This window comes from Candidatus Thiothrix phosphatis, assembly GCF_035668035.1.
Taxonomy (GTDB): Bacteria; Pseudomonadota; Gammaproteobacteria; order Thiotrichales; family Thiotrichaceae; genus Thiothrix; species Thiothrix phosphatis.
In genome coordinates this window covers 1-16066 of the sequence record NZ_JAYMYJ010000056.1, presented here as the reverse complement: position 1 = coordinate 16066, position 16066 = coordinate 1, and the positions used below count along the sequence as shown (strand labels likewise).

11 protein-coding genes and 1 pseudogene are annotated in these 16066 nt (G+C 59.0%); 7 read left to right on the top strand and 5 right to left on the bottom strand.

Going from position 1 to position 16066, the window contains the following annotated elements:
- Positions 1 to 125 precede the first annotated feature (125 nt).
- Positions 126 to 1226 (top strand): tRNA 2-thiouridine(34) synthase MnmA, encoded by a 1101-nt coding sequence (gene mnmA / locus VSS37_RS07100; RefSeq protein WP_324694107.1) that lies wholly within the window; start codon positions 126 to 128, stop codon positions 1224 to 1226.
- A gap of 321 nt (positions 1227 to 1547) precedes the next feature.
- On the opposite strand, the gene VSS37_RS07095 is transcribed toward mnmA, so the two are convergent.
- The gene (locus VSS37_RS07095; protein ID WP_324694106.1) at positions 1548 to 2708 is read right to left on the bottom strand and encodes an SGNH/GDSL hydrolase family protein; all 1161 of its coding nucleotides are present in this window, start codon (positions 2706 to 2708) and stop codon (positions 1548 to 1550) included.
- Positions 2709 to 2972: 264 nt separating this feature from the next.
- Positions 2973 to 3848, bottom strand: coding sequence for a class I SAM-dependent methyltransferase (locus tag VSS37_RS07090; protein ID WP_324694105.1), 876 nt, complete (start codon positions 3846 to 3848; stop codon positions 2973 to 2975).
- 392 nt (positions 3849 to 4240) lie between these two features.
- On the opposite strand from VSS37_RS07090, the gene VSS37_RS07085 reads away from it, so the two are divergent.
- Positions 4241 to 5923 carry an FAD-binding oxidoreductase gene (locus VSS37_RS07085; RefSeq protein ID WP_324694104.1) on the top strand — a complete coding sequence of 561 codons (1683 nt, stop codon included), beginning with the start codon at positions 4241 to 4243 and terminating at the stop codon, positions 5921 to 5923.
- Positions 5924 to 5989: 66 nt separating this feature from the next.
- Here the strand turns inward: VSS37_RS07085 and VSS37_RS07080 are convergent, their stop codons facing one another.
- The 3 genes from VSS37_RS07080 to VSS37_RS07070 all read right to left on the bottom strand — a co-directional run bounded on the left by VSS37_RS07080 (position 5990) and on the right by VSS37_RS07070 (position 9835).
- Positions 5990 to 7201 (bottom strand): ABC transporter permease, encoded by a 1212-nt coding sequence (locus tag VSS37_RS07080; protein WP_324694103.1) that lies wholly within the window; start codon positions 7199 to 7201, stop codon positions 5990 to 5992.
- A gap of 22 nt (positions 7202 to 7223) precedes the next feature.
- Positions 7224 to 8447 (bottom strand): ABC transporter permease, encoded by a 1224-nt coding sequence (locus VSS37_RS07075; protein WP_324694102.1) that lies wholly within the window; start codon positions 8445 to 8447, stop codon positions 7224 to 7226.
- Between the two features lie 410 nt (positions 8448 to 8857).
- Positions 8858 to 9835: a PEP-CTERM sorting domain-containing protein gene (locus tag VSS37_RS07070; RefSeq protein ID WP_324694101.1), complete on the bottom strand. Its 978-nt coding sequence runs from the start codon at positions 9833 to 9835 to the stop codon at positions 8858 to 8860.
- A gap of 696 nt (positions 9836 to 10531) precedes the next feature.
- Between VSS37_RS07070 and VSS37_RS07065 the strand changes: the two genes are divergently transcribed.
- The 5 genes and pseudogenes from VSS37_RS07065 to VSS37_RS07045 form a co-directional block, all read left to right on the top strand.
- Positions 10532 to 11620 carry an adenine nucleotide alpha hydrolase family protein gene (locus tag VSS37_RS07065; RefSeq protein WP_324694100.1) on the top strand — a complete coding sequence of 363 codons (1089 nt, stop codon included), beginning with the start codon at positions 10532 to 10534 and terminating at the stop codon, positions 11618 to 11620.
- Positions 11617 to 13479: an AMP-dependent synthetase/ligase gene (locus tag VSS37_RS07060; protein ID WP_324694099.1), complete on the top strand. Its 1863-nt coding sequence runs from the start codon at positions 11617 to 11619 to the stop codon at positions 13477 to 13479. Before VSS37_RS07065 ends, VSS37_RS07060 begins: the two co-directional genes overlap by 4 nt.
- Positions 13476 to 14594 (top strand): SDR family oxidoreductase, encoded by a 1119-nt coding sequence (locus tag VSS37_RS07055; RefSeq protein WP_324694098.1) that lies wholly within the window; start codon positions 13476 to 13478, stop codon positions 14592 to 14594. Before VSS37_RS07060 ends, VSS37_RS07055 begins: the two co-directional genes overlap by 4 nt.
- A 128-nt stretch (positions 14595 to 14722) precedes the next feature.
- A complete protein-coding gene (locus tag VSS37_RS07050) occupies positions 14723 to 15739 on the top strand; it encodes an Rpn family recombination-promoting nuclease/putative transposase (protein WP_324694097.1) in 1017 nt (338 codons plus the stop codon).
- A 64-nt stretch (positions 15740 to 15803) separates the two neighbouring features.
- Positions 15804 to 16066: pseudogene (locus VSS37_RS07045) on the top strand (hypothetical protein); the annotation flags it as partial.

Here is a 16066-nt window from a genome sequence, read left to right as displayed (position 1 = left end):
CTTTTCCAGGCACCCCCGATCATGAAAGTCATGACCGTTTCCCTCTCCCCCGACCACTCCCCCCCAAGTGGGGAGGGGAGATTCGTGAGTCGCTGACGCGACTTTCACATTAACAGGGTACGCAGATGAACAAGGAAAAAACTGTCGTCGTTGGCTTGTCCGGTGGCGTTGATTCGTCGGTCGCCGCCTGGCTGCTCAAGCAGCAGGGATGGCATGTGGTCGGCCTGTTCATGAAGAACTGGGAAGATGACGATGGCGACGAATATTGCGCTTCGCGCCAGGATCTGATCGATGTGATCAGCGTTGCCGATACGCTCGGGATCGAGGTCGAAGTGCTGAACTTCGCGAGAGAATACAAGGAACGCGTGTTTGCGCACTTTCTGAAGGAATACCAGGCGGGCCGCACGCCGAATCCGGACGTGTTGTGCAACTCGGAGATCAAGTTCAGCGCTTTTCTCGAGTACGCGCTGAAGATTGGTGCGCAGCGTATCGCCACCGGCCATTACGCCGGCGTACGCGAGTTCCAGGGCGCCTGGCAGTTGCTCAAGGCCGAGGATGGGACCAAGGACCAGAGTTATTTCCTGTACCGGCTCAATCAGCAACAACTGGCGAAGACGCTGTTCCCCCTGGCCGGCCTGTACAAGCGAGACGTCCGCAAGATTGCCGAGGCGGCCGGTCTGCATGTCGCGCTGAAGAAGGATTCGACCGGTATCTGTTTTATCGGTGAGCGGCCGTTCAAGGATTTCCTAATGCGTTATCTGCCGAAAAGCCAGGGCGAGATCCGTTGCCTCGACGACGACCGCGTGCTTGGCGAACACGACGGGGTGGCCTACCACACGATCGGTCAGCGCAAGGGTTTGCACATCGGTGGTGTCAGGGGGGGCAAGAGCGGCGACCACGGCGACCATGATGCCTGGTTCGTGGCCCGCAAGGATGTGGCCGAAAACATCCTCTATGTCGTGCAGGGGCATGACCATCCGGCGTTGCTGGCCGACGAAGTGAGCGCCTGGGATTTGTCCTGGGTGGCCGGTGAAGCGCCGCATACACACTGGGTGTATACCGCTAAAACACGCTACCGGCAGACCGATGCCGCCTGCGAGATTGAGCGGGTCGGCGCCGACGCCTGCCTGATCCGCTTCGCCGAGCCGCAGTGGGCGATCACGCCGGGGCAGTCGGTGGTGGTCTATGAAAGTCGCGTTTGCCTCGGGGGAGGGGTGATCGCGTGATGCTCTTTCGTCTGGTACTGATCAGGCGGGCTGCCTGTTGGCGAAGTATGACAAAATAACAGGTAGCCCACGCCGCACCAGTTTCTTCCTGCCCAACGGTCGGGGCTGTTTCAGCCAAACTCGACAATGAAAGCCATCACCATTTACCCTCCTTCCTGGGCGCATTCCGGCTTGCTCGCCGGAATCGTTCGCTGGGCGCGGAGCAGACTCCCCGAATCTCCCCCCATCTTCTGCCAGCGAGCGAGGGAAGCATGAGTTGCTGGCGCGGCTTTCACGGGTAACGATACCCTCACACTCAGCTCGCGGGCGTCCGTGGCGTGTTCATGCCGCGCGTAACCGCCAGCAGCGGCGCATTCCGGCTATCATTCCCAGAAAGAGCAGTGCAAGCGAACTGGGTTCCGGCACGGTGCTGAGCGCCAGTTGCCCGATCAGGCGGTGTGCGGCTGCCGACGGGTGCAGGGGATCGGAATAGTTGGCGACGTCGCAGCCAGTCGCGGTGGCATCTGGGGCGAAATACTCGCTTGAGATAGCGCCCGGATGAATGCAAGGCGTGGTGACGTTGGTGATTCCGTACTTGGCGCCGCCGTTGGTCAGCGCATCGCTCACGACCCGTTCGTTGAGCCCGTAGAGATCCATGAGTCTGATGTCAAGATCGATACCGGTTGTCGCCAGAACCCATGCGTCGAGTCCGACAGCATCAGCGGCCAGGGCTGTGTTGAATTCGAGCGTCACGTCAGTTGATGCAGCAGCTACGCCGAGCGCGACGGCCTCGGGGGTCTTGCCCAGGTCGGGCAGGTTTGCAAGGAGGAAGTGGCGCGCGCCGGCTTCTGCCAGGAGGCCCAGCGCTGTCGTGATATTCGCGGCGACAGTGGCGGCTGCCGCCGCCCTTTCGGCATCGTCAGTCGGACTGTCAGCCGGATGGGCGGAGCGTGCATCGCGTAAATCGTTGGCGCCGGCAAAGACGACGTACAAGGCATGAGGGTCCGCTGCACGGGTGAGCGAACTACCAAAAACTGATCCGTTCCAGGCAACTAGCTGGCCGAAAAGTCCAGTTGTCTCGCCGGCCGCCCCGCCCAATCCGGTGCGGGCGCCGCCGAACGCGAAATTCTGGCCGCCCGGAGGCCCGATCGGGATGACGGTCGGTGTGGGAAGCAGCGGAGGTCCGGCAAGGAATAGATTGCTGGGACTTGCTTTGCCGGTCATGCCGAGCCCCTTCGCCAGATATTCCGTCCACACCGGCCCATTCGAGAAACGCCCTTCGGCGCCAGGGAAAGTCGGGAACGCAGGCGGTGAGAAGGTGCTGGTCAGCGAAAGGACGTTGCCGGTGTCCGACAGGCTGTCACCGAAAAACACCAGGTCGCTGTAAGCGTGCGCGTTGCCGAGCAGGCCGGAGACACCCAGCAAGGATATCGCAAGGCACTTCTGAAATTTTTTCAACATCATCGTCTTCCCCTTGGTTTTTTGGTCGATGGTGTTAAGCAAAAATCGCGCCGATCAGGGATAAATAGAACAACATAAATATATTCAAGTAGTTAGAATCAATGGTCGATAACTGTCCGGAGTCTTGTGTAAAAAATATCGACACCTCGAGCCGGATTTACATGTGCGTAAGTGCAGCGGCTGGTGCTTGCAGCAGGTGGTCGCATTGGCTGTACGGTCGTGGACCACGAGGCCGAATCACCGGAAGTGAAGCAACAACTGAAGGCGGTCCAGTTTTTCAGATCCGAACAGCCACGATGATGGCGGTTAGCCGAGGTAAGGTGTGGCGAGGCCTCCCGCCCTGAAGAACAGGATGAGATCTTTCAGGTCGCTGCGGTGATGGTCAGGCAGACTCTGACGCAGTGCGCGCAGCGCTCTTGCGAGACGTTCGTCCGGCGGACGCCGTGCCGCACTTTTGACGACGATCATGTACGGTACGAGGAATGTGCTCATGACCGCAAGCTGTCCGCCGAATGCTTGCGCGGCAAGTTTGAAGTCGTGCAAGGAAAAAGCGGCTCGCAGGGAATTGAGGTAGTCGACCGTGAAGATCTCGGGCTGCCGGTCGGCGTATTGCCGACCAAAGTACTCGATGGACTTTTCTGCGCGCAAGTGGCCAAGGTCGGCAAAATAGACACCGCCATCCGGTTTGAGGACGCGCCCGGCTTCTCGGAACGAGGCTTGGAGCGAAGCGGCGTCCGGTAGATGGTGAAAGGCCAGCGTCGAGATCACTGCGTCGACCGATCGGTTCTCCAGGAATCCGAGGTCGGTGATGCTTGCGAGCCGGAACTCGCAATTAGCGAGCGATTTTTCTGTCGTCAACTGGCGCGCGCGCGCGAGCATCGTTGGCGAAAGATCGATGCCCAGGAAGTGGACGTCCGGGTTGAGTCGTGCGACTTGCGCCAATTGATTTGCCGAGCCGCAAGCCAGATCGACTACGGTGTCGCCGGGCCGGAGCACCTGCGAAATTTGCGTCGTGTGAAAAAGGTACACCGGCGCCATCGTTCCTCCCTCGGCACCTGCTGTCGTGTAGGCCTCCACCTGTTCTGCACGATCCATGACCAGATCGGGCTCGGGGATGCGTATTGCGCGCTCGGAAGTGATGAGTTCCCTGACGAGAACCTTGAGGATCTGCAGACTGGTCACGGCTGGAACCTTCAAGTGATGTGGAAAATGCTTGCCCGATCGATACGTTTGCTGAAACCTTTGGCCCGTTCTGACCCAACACGCCGCACGCTTGCCAGGGCAGAGGAAATCCCCCCTGAGCAAGGTCAGAGCGTGCTCCCACTGCTGGCCGGATTATAATTTAGATCGTAGTCCAGACAGCAAGGCTTTAACTCTCGAATGGGCAGTTCCGCCCCACCGCAAGACGCACCCATTAATCACCGGATCGGGTAAAGTGCTGCTGCTGTTCTGCAGGCTGCAAGGACAATGCTTCGTCAATGAGAGGTAATAAGGTACCCACTCTGTTGACCAGTATCGGCGTTGTCTCCGGCCCGTCTGCTTCCGTCTTGCTGCACCACGAAAGGAGTTGATCGATGGAAATACGCGCGGGAACCCCACCGCTTGGCGAAGAGATTGCCGATCAGTTGCGCGTCGTCGTTGGTGCCGACTACGTTTGTACCAGCGTCGAGGATCTCGACCGCTACTCGCGTTGCACGATCCCTTGGCAGAGCCGTTGTATGGCAGTGGTCTTCCCCGCTTCTGCCGATGAGGTTGCTGGTATCGTCAGGATCGCTGCCCGGCACCGGCTTGCGGTGTGGCCTTCGAGCACCGGGCGCAACTGGGGCTACGGAACGACGCTGGCGATCGAAGACGGCGCCATTGTCATGATTCTCGAACGGATGAATCGTGTGCTCGAAGTCAACGAGGAACTTGCTTACGCGGTGATCGAGCCGGGAGTGACTTACGAGCAGTTCAACAAGCACCTGCGCAGCAAAGGCTATAAACTGTGGATCGACTGTACCGACGGTTCCGGGCAGGGAAGCGTCATCGGCAACGCCATCGAGCGGGGTATCGGCGAAACGCCTTATGGCGACCACTTCGGCAACCTGTGCGGGATCGAAGTGGTTCTCCCGGATGGTGAACGGGTACATGTGGGTGGCGCAATCCAGGGACTCAAAACCTGGCACACGCACAAATGGGGTCTCGGCCCCTATCTCGAAGGAATCTTCACCCAGTCCAGCCTCGGCATAGTCACCAAAGCCGGAATCTGGCTGATGCCACAGCCGGAATCCTATAACTCCTTCGTTTACGAAATCCACGACGAGCGGCACCTGCCCAAGGTACTGGACATCTTTCGTCGTCTGGCCCTCACCGGTGTGGTCAATACCAAGCTGCACATGATCAACGATTTCGTGTCGATGACCATCCTGACCCAGCGCATTGCCGAGCAGGTGCCACAGGACGGCCCCCTCAGCGACGCCCACCTGGCGGCGTTGCGGCGAAAATACGGCATCGCGCCGTGGAACTGCGCTGGCGGGATCTACGGCACCCGCGGTCAGGTTAAGCTGCAGCGTTCCCTCTTACGCCAGCACCTCTCGCCCCACGGGCGTCTGATCTTCCTTTCGGATCGACTGCTGCCATACCTGCAGAGGGTTATCGACTGGTCCTGGAAGAGTCCCCTGATCCGCAGACTGACCGAACTGGCGGCACGTACCTCGCTGCCCGTCCTCGACTCGGCGCCCTACGTGCACAAGATTTTGCAGGGCATACCGACCGAGTACTTTGTGAAGCACGCCTACTACCGCTATCGTCGTCCAAGGCCAGAACAGGTCGTTCAACCAGCGCGTGACCGCTGCGGTTTGATCTGGTTCGCTCCCATCTTGCCCTTCAGCAACGAGCAGGTCTGGCCGTTTCTCGATGCTTGCAAGCAGCGTTTCGCCGCGCATGGCTTCGACTTTTACGTTGCCATGCTACTGATGAATCCGCGCTCGGTGGTTTGTCTGATGGCCATCATCTTCGACCATGAGGACACAGACGAAACGGCGCGTAGCCAGCAACTCTATCAGGAACTGCTGGCGATCATGCACGAACGACAGTTTCAGCAGTATCGGGCTGGTCTGCAGAGTTGGGGCGACTTGTTCAGGAATGCACCGGAAATGCAGCGTCTGCACGCAAAGATCAAGGCGGCTCTCGATCCGGATAACATTCTGGCGCCAGGTCATTACGGCGTTAGCTGCCGGCAGCCGATAGTGATTGATAACGGAAATCCTCGATGACCAGCGATCAGGCACGGCCTGCCGCAGTTCATGCCGCCGGTGTGCCTGTGCAAGGACGAAAGGAGCTTAAATCGACTGTCGTAGGGCATCGACAACGGGAATTTCGCCTACTTTTTTCGCAGGCAGCAGTGATGCTCCCAAGGTTGCCAAAAAGCCAACCGCGAACGCTGTGGCGATTTCCTCGGGGACGATGCGGATGAGAGCGGTATAACCGAGATTCGCGTTGGGAGGTGGCGGCATCGGTATGCCGATGGCCGAGATGGCGAACGCCAAGACGATCCCGAAGGTTACGCCCAGCAAGCCACCGAGAAGTCCGACGATGGCATTCTCGACAAGAATCAGGCGGAACACATGGCCGCGGCTGTTTCCCAGAGCCATCATCGTGCCGAACTCCCCAACACGTTCGAAAGTGCTCATGTTGACGCTGTTCGCGACACTCAACAGGACCATGAAGAGAACGATGACCTGAAGGATTCCGAACTGGCGCCTGTAGAGGTCTACCGTTTTCTCGTAGAAATCGTTCAGTTGCTGCCAGGTGATGACTTCGAATTCCTGCGGATCGAGCCGCTGAACGAGCCGCGCGCGGACTACAGCGGTATCGGGGGTGTTCTTGAGAGACACCACGACTGCGTTTACCCCTTCCGTGTTGAGAAGGGACTGGGCGGCAGCAAGCGGGATGCGAACGGCGCGCGCATCGAATTCCTTGGAATACGTTTGGAAGACGCCGATGATTACAAAATCAGCAGTATTGAGCGCTCCCGCCGATGTGTTGAGGAGAAGGGTGACTTGGTCTCCCGGTTTCAGTCCGGCTGCCCGGGCGATGCCTTCGCCGAGCATCAGACCCTGTCCGTCGCTGCTGCGGAGCTGTCGCCCGGCTGTGACGACTATGTGCGTACCCAGCTTCGCTTCGCTGTCCGGCTCGATACCTTCGCCGATGATCGAAACGTCGGTCTTGCCGTTGTTCAGAAGGCCCGAGAAATAGATACGCCCCATGACATCTGAGACCTGCGGGAGGGCCGCGATGCGGCCTTTGAGGGCAGCCGCGTCACTAATCATGTATTCGTTCGGCGCGCGTGACCCCTGTCGATAGAATCCCGCTCGGGTGACTTGCAGGTGTCCGGACTGTGAGTGGATCACCGCCTCGCCAAGCTGGATGAATACGTCATGGACGAAACCACCACTCAGAATCAGGCCAATGACGCCGAACACGATCGCCGCCAGGGTCATCCCCGTGCGCACCTTTTGCCGAAAAACGTTGCGAAGCGCAAGCTTGAACATGGTTTCTCCGCGGGTGCTCAGGCTAGCGGTTGAAACGCAGTGCGTCGACGATGATCATCCGAGAGGCTTTCCAGGCCGGGTACAGACTCGCGAGGAGCGTTGTGCCCGCCGCGAGCAGAAAGGCGTTGAGCAGCAGACTGGCGTTGACCAGGATCTCACCCGTATAACCACGAGCCATTCCCGGCGGCGGAGGCATCGGAATGCCGATTATCGAGATGACGTAGGCGGCGGCACTCCCCAGAACGAGTCCCAGCATACCGCCGAAGATGCCCAGCACCAATCCTTCGAGAACGAACAGACGCATGATTTCTGCGCTCTTGATGCCGACGGCCATTGCCGTGCCAATCTCTCCCGTTCGTTCAACGACATTCATCATCAGCGTGTTAGAGATCGACAATACGATGATCAGGCCGATGATGATTTCTATGACGCCGACTTGCTTGCGGAATAGCACGACGGTCTTGTTGTAGAAATCCGCAAGCCGGTTCCACGGTACGAACTCGAGCGAATTGCCGGGGAAGCGGGATTGCAGGGAAGTCAGCACCTTTTGCGTATCCTCGGTCTTGTCGAGCAGCAGTACCCATACGTGCGATCCCGAAACGCGCAGAAGATCGCGTGCGGTCGATATTGGCACGCGTACCGCGGCGTCGTCATAAGCTTTGGAAACCGTCGAGAAAAGTCCAAGAATGTGGCATTCAACGGCATTGACGCTTCCGGTCCTGGTATTGGCCATCAGGATGACCTGATCGCCGACATCCACGCCAAGGTTGGCTGCCAGACCGAGGCCCATGATGATTCCCTTCGGCTGAGTACTGGTCAGCCCCCGGCCCTTGGGAACGAACAGGGTGCTCGACAGCACATCCTCCTTTTCCGGTTCAACGCCTTCACCGATGAACGAGATGGTGGATTCGCCGTGGCTGATCAAGCCACCAAAGCTGATGCGCGCGCCGGTGATTTTCACTTCCGGCATCGTTTCGATAGTCGCTCTCTCTTCAGCGTTCTGCGCCAGCAGATAGGCGAAAGGTTCCGATTGACCGATCTCGAAGTATCCGGAGCGGGAAATCTGGATATGGCCGAGTCGGGAGCCGATCGTCCACTCGCGCATTCCCCTGAGGGTCCACTCAATGAAGCCACCGGCCAGCAGCAGCGTGACGATGCCAAAAGTGACGGCAATGATGGCCATTCCGCTGCGACGACGCTGGCGCACGACGTTGCGGATGGCAAGTTGTAAGTCCTGCAGCAGCAAATTCACTTCGGGTAATAGGGTGAGTGGTGGGCGAGAGTGGCGGGGTGCGCAACGCACCCCGAATCCAGTGCATCAGTGTGATGCCTGTGAATCATGAAGGAACGTGCCGGTGATTTCAAGCTCGACGGACTAGCGCCCGGTCGAGAGCCTCTGCTCCACCCTTGGTCAAGAAAGAAACAGGGCAAGCGAAGCGGAGAAACGGTCATGCGGGAATGGATGGGCAGCAACGCGATGGTTCGGTCACTACAGGTGGTCATTGCTCTTTCACGCTGTTGAAGTGTGATCCGGACAAAGCGACGGCTGTGGCCATTGTGAGCAATGCAAAAGGATGATCTTGTGCTATCTGGAAAAATGACGGCCCGTGAGATCACTCTCACGGGCCGAAGGTGAGGCTTCCTGCAGCTAGCCAATCAGGACTGGTTTTTGCGACCGCGAGCGAAACTGGTCAGGCCCAGCAACGCCAAGCTGAAGAGAAACAGCGAACCCGGCTCGGGAACGACGTTGACCGTGAAGTTGTTCTTGTCGGTGAAGCCGCAGTTGGTATCACCACCGGTGGTTAAGCACTGCGTGAATGCGCCACCTGCATTCAGCCAGTTCTTCGGCTGCGGCTTGACGCTATCGCCAGCCGCACCGCCCGTCGATCCCGATGAAACGGCCACCTCGGCAAGAACAAGGCCGCCCGACGGATTGAACACCTGAACCAAGTCGTTGAAGGTTTTCCCTGTGGCATTGTACGAAATCGAGAAAGCGCCCGAATTGGAAGCAATCGTAAAGCTCGAATTGGCTGACACGAATGGAGCGTTGGATGAACCGATTCCTATTCCGAGCGCCGTTGCTGGGCTAGAGATTTCGCTATAGAGGAAGTCATCAATGTCGCTGAAACCGGCAACAATGCGCAGAGTGCCGTTGTCATGGATGTAGTCGATGTAACCGTCCATGCTCGCCGGAGGTCCCGGCGGGTTGTTGTTGATCAGGTCGACGAAGGGGGTCGACCGGTCATAAAAGGCGGCGATCGCACTGGCATTGACGTTGGCGTCGTTGCTCAGCAGATCATTCAGCGTCAGGCCGGCGACGGTGGTCGGTTTGAAGTAGACATCCCGACCGGAACTCTTCGCATCGATCTCCTGCGAAAAAACACCATAGGCCTGGTTGTTGGGATCAAGGCCAGATGGTTGGAAGTCCGAAAGGCGGATGTAGCCGTAGATGACGTCGCCAGCATCGAACCGACCATTCGAATTAACATCGACGTAGGTTTCGCGGCTTTCATCGATCAGATCGTTCAAACCGGGGACCAAACCGGTTCCGATCGTTACGGCCTGCGCGCCGATGCTGGCCATGGCCAAGCCAAGAGCTAGCGCGACGGGGGTGAGTTGCTTCAAGTTCTTCATTTCTTAGTGACCTCCAAAAAAATTGTGCAGAAGAATCAGATTTGACCAGAGTTCTGACAGCCATCAAAGCTCTCTTTTTGCTACGAATGAAATAGAGCAGGATTTGTGCCAGGACTTATGAAAAAATCTCATCATTTTGAAAAATAAAAGAAAAAAACCTCAGTCTGGCCAGGGTTCGGGGTCGTGACGGCAATTCCATGGATTGGGTGTAAAAATATCCGACACTTGTCAGGAGGCGCCTCACGCTCGTTGCGAGAAAAAACCTTCCGCTAGCCCCGGAACAACCGCCACGGCATAGCACGTGCGGCGGCAATGTGGGTACGATCTGGAGTAGGGAGCGCTGTCGTTTGACAGTGCAGAGGCAGGTTCGTCAGCTCCTTAGTCGCTACCCGAACTGGAAACGGTATGGACAATTTAGCCGCTTTCCCCGATGATGGCCAAGTTCACCGTTACCGTCGGTCGTGGTCGACTTGAGGCGCACCTGATCCAGGGGGGCTCGTCATGCCCTGTCGTCGGTCTTGGCTGGTGACGGTGAGCCGGTTATGTGGAGTTTTGCGGGCGTGATGCCTTGTTTCCCGGCTGGATGTCGCCACCTTGAGCCGTCAGGTGACGACGTCTGGGTACCCGACTGGCTGAGGGGTTGGATAGCCGGATGCGCCAGCCGGTCGTCGGGCCGCTCCCAGGGAAGGCAGGAATATGAAAATGAAGAGATGCACGAAGTGCTTGGTACCAGATCGCGTACCCGGCATATCGCTGTCTGCTGACGGGATATGTAACCTGTGTCGGGATGAAGCGGCCCTAGTCAGGGAAACCGCAAAGGCAGAGGAGGCGCGCTACGCCTACGAGGCCGACTTCCAGAAGACCCTGGCCGAGTGCCGAGGCCAGGGGGAGTACGACTGCCTGGTACCGCTCAGCGGCGGCAAGGACAGCGTCTATCTGCTTTACCGTCTGGCGGTCGAACTCAAGCTCAAGGTGCTTGCCTTCACGGTTGACATCAACATTCCTGCGCTGGCCTGGGACAACATCAGGCGTGCCTTGGGAAAACTGAATATCGACCATCTCAGCTACACACCCTCGCAGGAGTTTTACAAGAAAACCTTCCGCTATCTGTTGCGCAATCAGGAAGAACGGGGTGCAGTCTATACGCTGTCCTACGTCTATGCCCCACTCTTTGAAGGCGACGCCATCAAGCTGGCCATTGAAAAGGGTATCCCGCTGGTGCTGGCGGGATACTCGCCTGGCCAACCGGAGCCGGAGCGCATGCTCTACGAGTTTTCACGGACATTGATCTGCGAGACCGACTGGACGCCACCCGAGCTGGTGAGCTGCGGTGAGTTCAGCGCCGACGAACTGGGGCGTTTCTACAATCCGAAGCGTTACCCGAAAGGCACCCGGTTTCCACGTTACCTCGCTCCATTCCATGCCTGGCCCTATAATCAGGAGGAAATCATGCGGAAGGTCGTTGAGTACGGTCTGGTCGCTTCCAGCAAACATGCCAGTCCGATCCACAGCAACTACCCGATCAACTGGCTGCTGATGTATTCGGATTTGCAGGCTTTTGGCTACAATCCGTACGCGCCCGAGTTCTCCAGCCTGATCCGGCACGGCAAGGCCAACCGCAACTACTGGCGGATCATGGGACCGGTCGTTGATTTCCTGATTCGCAAACGAGTGGGTCCGGGAAAGGAAGTAACTCGCAGCCTCGACTGGCTCGGGCTGACTGCCGACGATCTGCGCATCACGAGGCCGCGGGGAGCCTACGATCCCGTTCTCGAGCAACGATGAGCGACTCCAGTACTCCCTCCAGTATTCCAAACTCGCGGCCTGCGGGCGGGAGCCCGCTGCCTACTGTCGATGCGGCGCTCGAGGCGAGCGGCTGGACCGTCCCGGGGATGTTGCTTGCGCGCAATCGGCTGACTCCAGGTGAGGTGGCTCTGTGGCAGCTTTCACGTGCAGGTGAATGGGTGGGCAGCACCTGGAGTGACTATTGCCAGGCCGTGGCTGCCGCGAGCAACGGATTCCGGAAGCTCGGCCTGGCTTCGGGAGACCGCGTCGGCATCATGGCCGCCAGTTGCCGAGAGTGGGATTTCGTACAACTGGCTGTTCTCGCTGCCGGCGGAGTCGCCGTCGGTCTCGATCCCTATGGTCTCGACGAGCATACCCGCGAGATCTCGTGCCGCTGCGGTTTTGTCGGCGTCGTGCTCGCTCATCCTTCCCTACTCGACAAAATCGACGATACGGTACGGCAGAGAATTCGTTTCGTGGTCTGTCTCGATGCGGCCGGCGTAGCGGGCGTTGTTCCTCTGGCAGAACTCCTGGCCGAAGCTCACGTCGGCGAAGAGTGGAACCAAGCGCTGCCGGATGCGGCCGCGACGATCATCTTCACCTCGGGAACCACCGGAGAGCCGAAAGGGATCGAGTACAGCCATCGGCAGATGTGCCTTGCTGCCTCTGCCATCCTTTCCGCTTTTCCACAGGTGGGCGAGGGGAGTCATCTCGCCTGCTGGTTGCCCTTGTCCAATCTGTTCCAGCGGATGATCAATCTGAGCGCCATAGGCCGTGGTGCGCAGACTTACTACGTGAGTGACCCGCGCGAAATCATGCGCTACATCAAGCCTATCGCTCCGCATCTGTTCATCGGCGTGCCACGCTTCTATGAGAAACTGCATGCAGGGATCCAGGAATTCATCTCGCAACAACCGACATGGCAGCAGAGCCTGGTGCATTGGGCCTTGCGGGTTGGCGATCGGTGGGCGGCTGCTGTTCGCTTGGGGCAGACGCAGGGTGTCCGCTCGCGGCTTGAATTTGCCCTGGCCGACTGGCTTGCCTTGCGGAAGCTGCGCGGCGCTCTTGGCCCGAATCTGCGCTTCATGATCAGCGGCTCGGCGCCGATGCCGGTCTGGCTTCTCGAACGTTTCCACGCCATGGGTTTGCCGATCCTCGAAGCCTATGGCGTCAGTGAAAACATCATTCCGGTATCCATCAACCGTCCTGATTGTTTCCGCTTCGGCAGCGTCGGACGGGCGGCGCCGGGTAGCGAAGTCCGGCTTGCCGAGGACGGCGAGCTTCTGGTGCGTGGCCCCGGCGTTTTCTCGGGGTATCTTGGCGAGGCTCCGTCTGGCAACCCGCTTGATGCCGACGGCTACCTGAGGACCGGAGACTTCGCGAGCATCGATGGTGAGGGTTTCATCACCTTGGTTGGCCGGAAATCCGAGATATTCAAGACCTCAACCGGGCGTCGCATCGCGCCCACGAGCATTGAAGGGCCGTTGCAACAAGTTTCACAACTCGAGCACGCTGTCGTCTTCGGGGCTCGGCGCGCGCAACCGGTCGCGCTGCTGGTCGTTGCTGAGGCCGGATGGCTGACCGGACAGAACGATTCGTTCCAGCACGTGCGAGGCCAGGTGCTCGAGGCGTGCAGACACTTGCCAGCTTACCAGTGGCTGGCGGGTTTGCTGATCACCGCGCAGCCGCTGACGATTGCCGGAGGCGAACTCACCGCCAATCTGAAACTACGCCGGCAGGTCATTGAGAAGAGGCATGCGTCGGCCTTGCACGATCTCTATGCGCAGATCGACAGTGCGAAAGGCATGCCCTTCGAAGCTTGGAGTCCTGACCGGCAAACTTTCTATTGCAGCCCATGAAAAACTACTTCATTACCGGTGCTACCGGGGCGATCGGCAGTGCTCTCGTCCCTATCCTGCTGCGTGACTCCGATACGCAGGTGACGCTGCTGTTGCGTGCACAATCGGCTGATGAGCTGGCAGGACGACTGGAGTCGCTCTTCGGTTTCTGGCAGATCGGCGCCACCGACAGCCTGGATCGTCGGCGAGTGCGGGCCCTGCGCGGTGACGTTACGCTGACGGACCTGGGCCTTGATGCCGGTGACTATCAAGAGCTTTGCGCCGGCTGTACGCACATCATTCATTCGGCAGGCAACGTACGGATGAACTTGCCTATTGAACAGGCACGCCGTTCGTCGGTCGACGCGGCGAAGTACATTCTGGCTCTGGCGAATCGCTGTCCGCGACTGGTGAAAGCCGAACTGGTTAGTACGGTTGGTGTCGGTGGTCGCACCCATGGTGTGGTGCCGGAGGAATGGCTGACGAGTGTCAGGAATTTTCACAACACTTACGAGCAAGCCAAGGCGGAAGCTGAAGAAATCGTCCACCTTGAGCTGGAGAGGGGTTTACCACTGACGGTGCACCGACCGAGCATGGTGGTTGGTGACAGTCTGACCGGGCGTATCATTCATTTCCAGGTGTTTTACCATTTATGCGAGTTTCTGTCAGGCTGCCGAACGTTCGGCTTGTCGCCAGAATTTGGCACGGCACGGCTCGATATCATCCCAGCCGACTACGTTGCCCGAGCGATTGCCTGGTCAAGTACGACAACGGCGAGTTGCGGACACATCCTTCATTCCTGCTCGGGACCTGCTCTGGCGCTGCCGCTGAACCCCTTGCGCGAACGCGTGCGACAGAACTTCGCGCGTGCCGGTCGTCGCCTGCCGCCGGTCATCAAGCTGCCAACCGGGCTGTTCAGTGCAATCCTGACCGGGGTGGGGGTGCTGATGCCGGCCGAGGCACGGCGCGCGATAAAAACTTTGCCGGTTTTTCTCGATTACCTGGCTACGGAACAGACCTTTGCCAATGATCGGACTCAGGAGTTGTTGTCAGGGGTTGGCTTGGGCCTGCCTGCACCAGACCAATATCTCGATAAGGTGCTGGGCTACTACCTGGAGAATGTCAAGCATCGGTAACCAAATCGATTCCTGCAGACGGGGCCGTTCTGACTCAGGAGCGATCAAGAGAGACACGAATCGGAGAGAGTCGCGGGCAAGCAAAGGCTTCCCGCGACTTCCCGGCTGACTGACGATCCGGTTTGACCATGCCCCTCGATTCGACCTCCTCGACGCACCCGCCCCACGACTCGGGCTACAAGCTCCTGTTCTCGCACGCCCAGGTCGTGGAAGACCTGCTGCGGGGTTTTGTCGGCGAAGACTGGGTCGAAGACCTGGACTTCAGCACGCTGGAAAAAGTGGGCGGCAGCTATGTCACCGACGATCTGCGAGACCGCGAGGACGACCTGATCTGGCGTGTCCGTCGGCAGGGCGAGTGGCTCTACGTGTACCTGCTACTCGAATTCCAGAGCACCGTAGACCCCTGGATGGCCCTGCGGATCCTGGTCTACACGGGCTTGCTCTATCAGGACCTGATCAAGAGCGGCGAAGTTCGGTCTGGTCAGAAACTCCCGGCCGTCTTTCCCCTGGTCCTCTACAATGGGCGCAGTCGCTGGACGGCCGCGCGTGACGTCAGTGAACTCATCGAGTGGCTGCCCGGCAGTCTCAAGCGCTATCATCCGGCACAGCGCTACTTTCTGCTGGAAGAAGTAGCGGTGAGTGAAGCGGATCTGACCGACCCGCAAAATACGGTCGTCAACATCATTCGCCTCGAACGGAGCGCCGTGCCGGCGGATGTCCGGCGCGCCGTATCGCAATTGCTGAAGTCTCTGCCAGGACCGGCATCTGCCAGCCTCAGACGTGCCTTCGTGGTCTGGATCAATCGCATCGTCCTCCGACGGCTGATGCCCGGACAGGACATTCCCGAAGTCAACGAACTACAGGAGATCGACACCATGCTTGCCGAAACCGTTGAAGGATGGACCAAACAATGGAAAGAGGAGGGCCTGCAGGAAGGCCTGCAGCAAGGCCGACAGGAAGGCCGACAGCAAGGCCGACAGGAAGGTGAAAGCGCCTTGCTGCAAAAGCAACTTGAACGTCGTTTTGGCCCTTTGCCCAACTGGGTGCACGAGCGCCTTGGGCAGGCACCCCCCGAGCAACTGGAGACCTGGGGCCTCGACCTGCTGGATGCCGCCGGACTCGACGAGGTGTTCAAGGCACACTGATCAGCTTCCCTCAGAGAAACTGTCCAGAAACTCCAGACTCTGCTGTACCGAGGCGCATCGTTCCGTGGCCTTGCTCAAGCGCTGGATCATTGAACGGACCTTTGCCCGACTCGGGTGGTCACGTCACCTCTCCAAAGATGACGAGTGGCGCCTGGGTATCGCCGAAACCAGGGTCCGCCCCGCTGTCGCTCACCGGATGCTCCGGCGGCTGGCCTGGTTCTTGGACAGCTTCTTAAACCTCGGCTGGCCGACGGTGGCACTACTTTTCGTTGCGCCAGTCGCGCAGCGTTTCCTTGCGCGGCAGGGGGGCATCCTTGTTGGCACGAC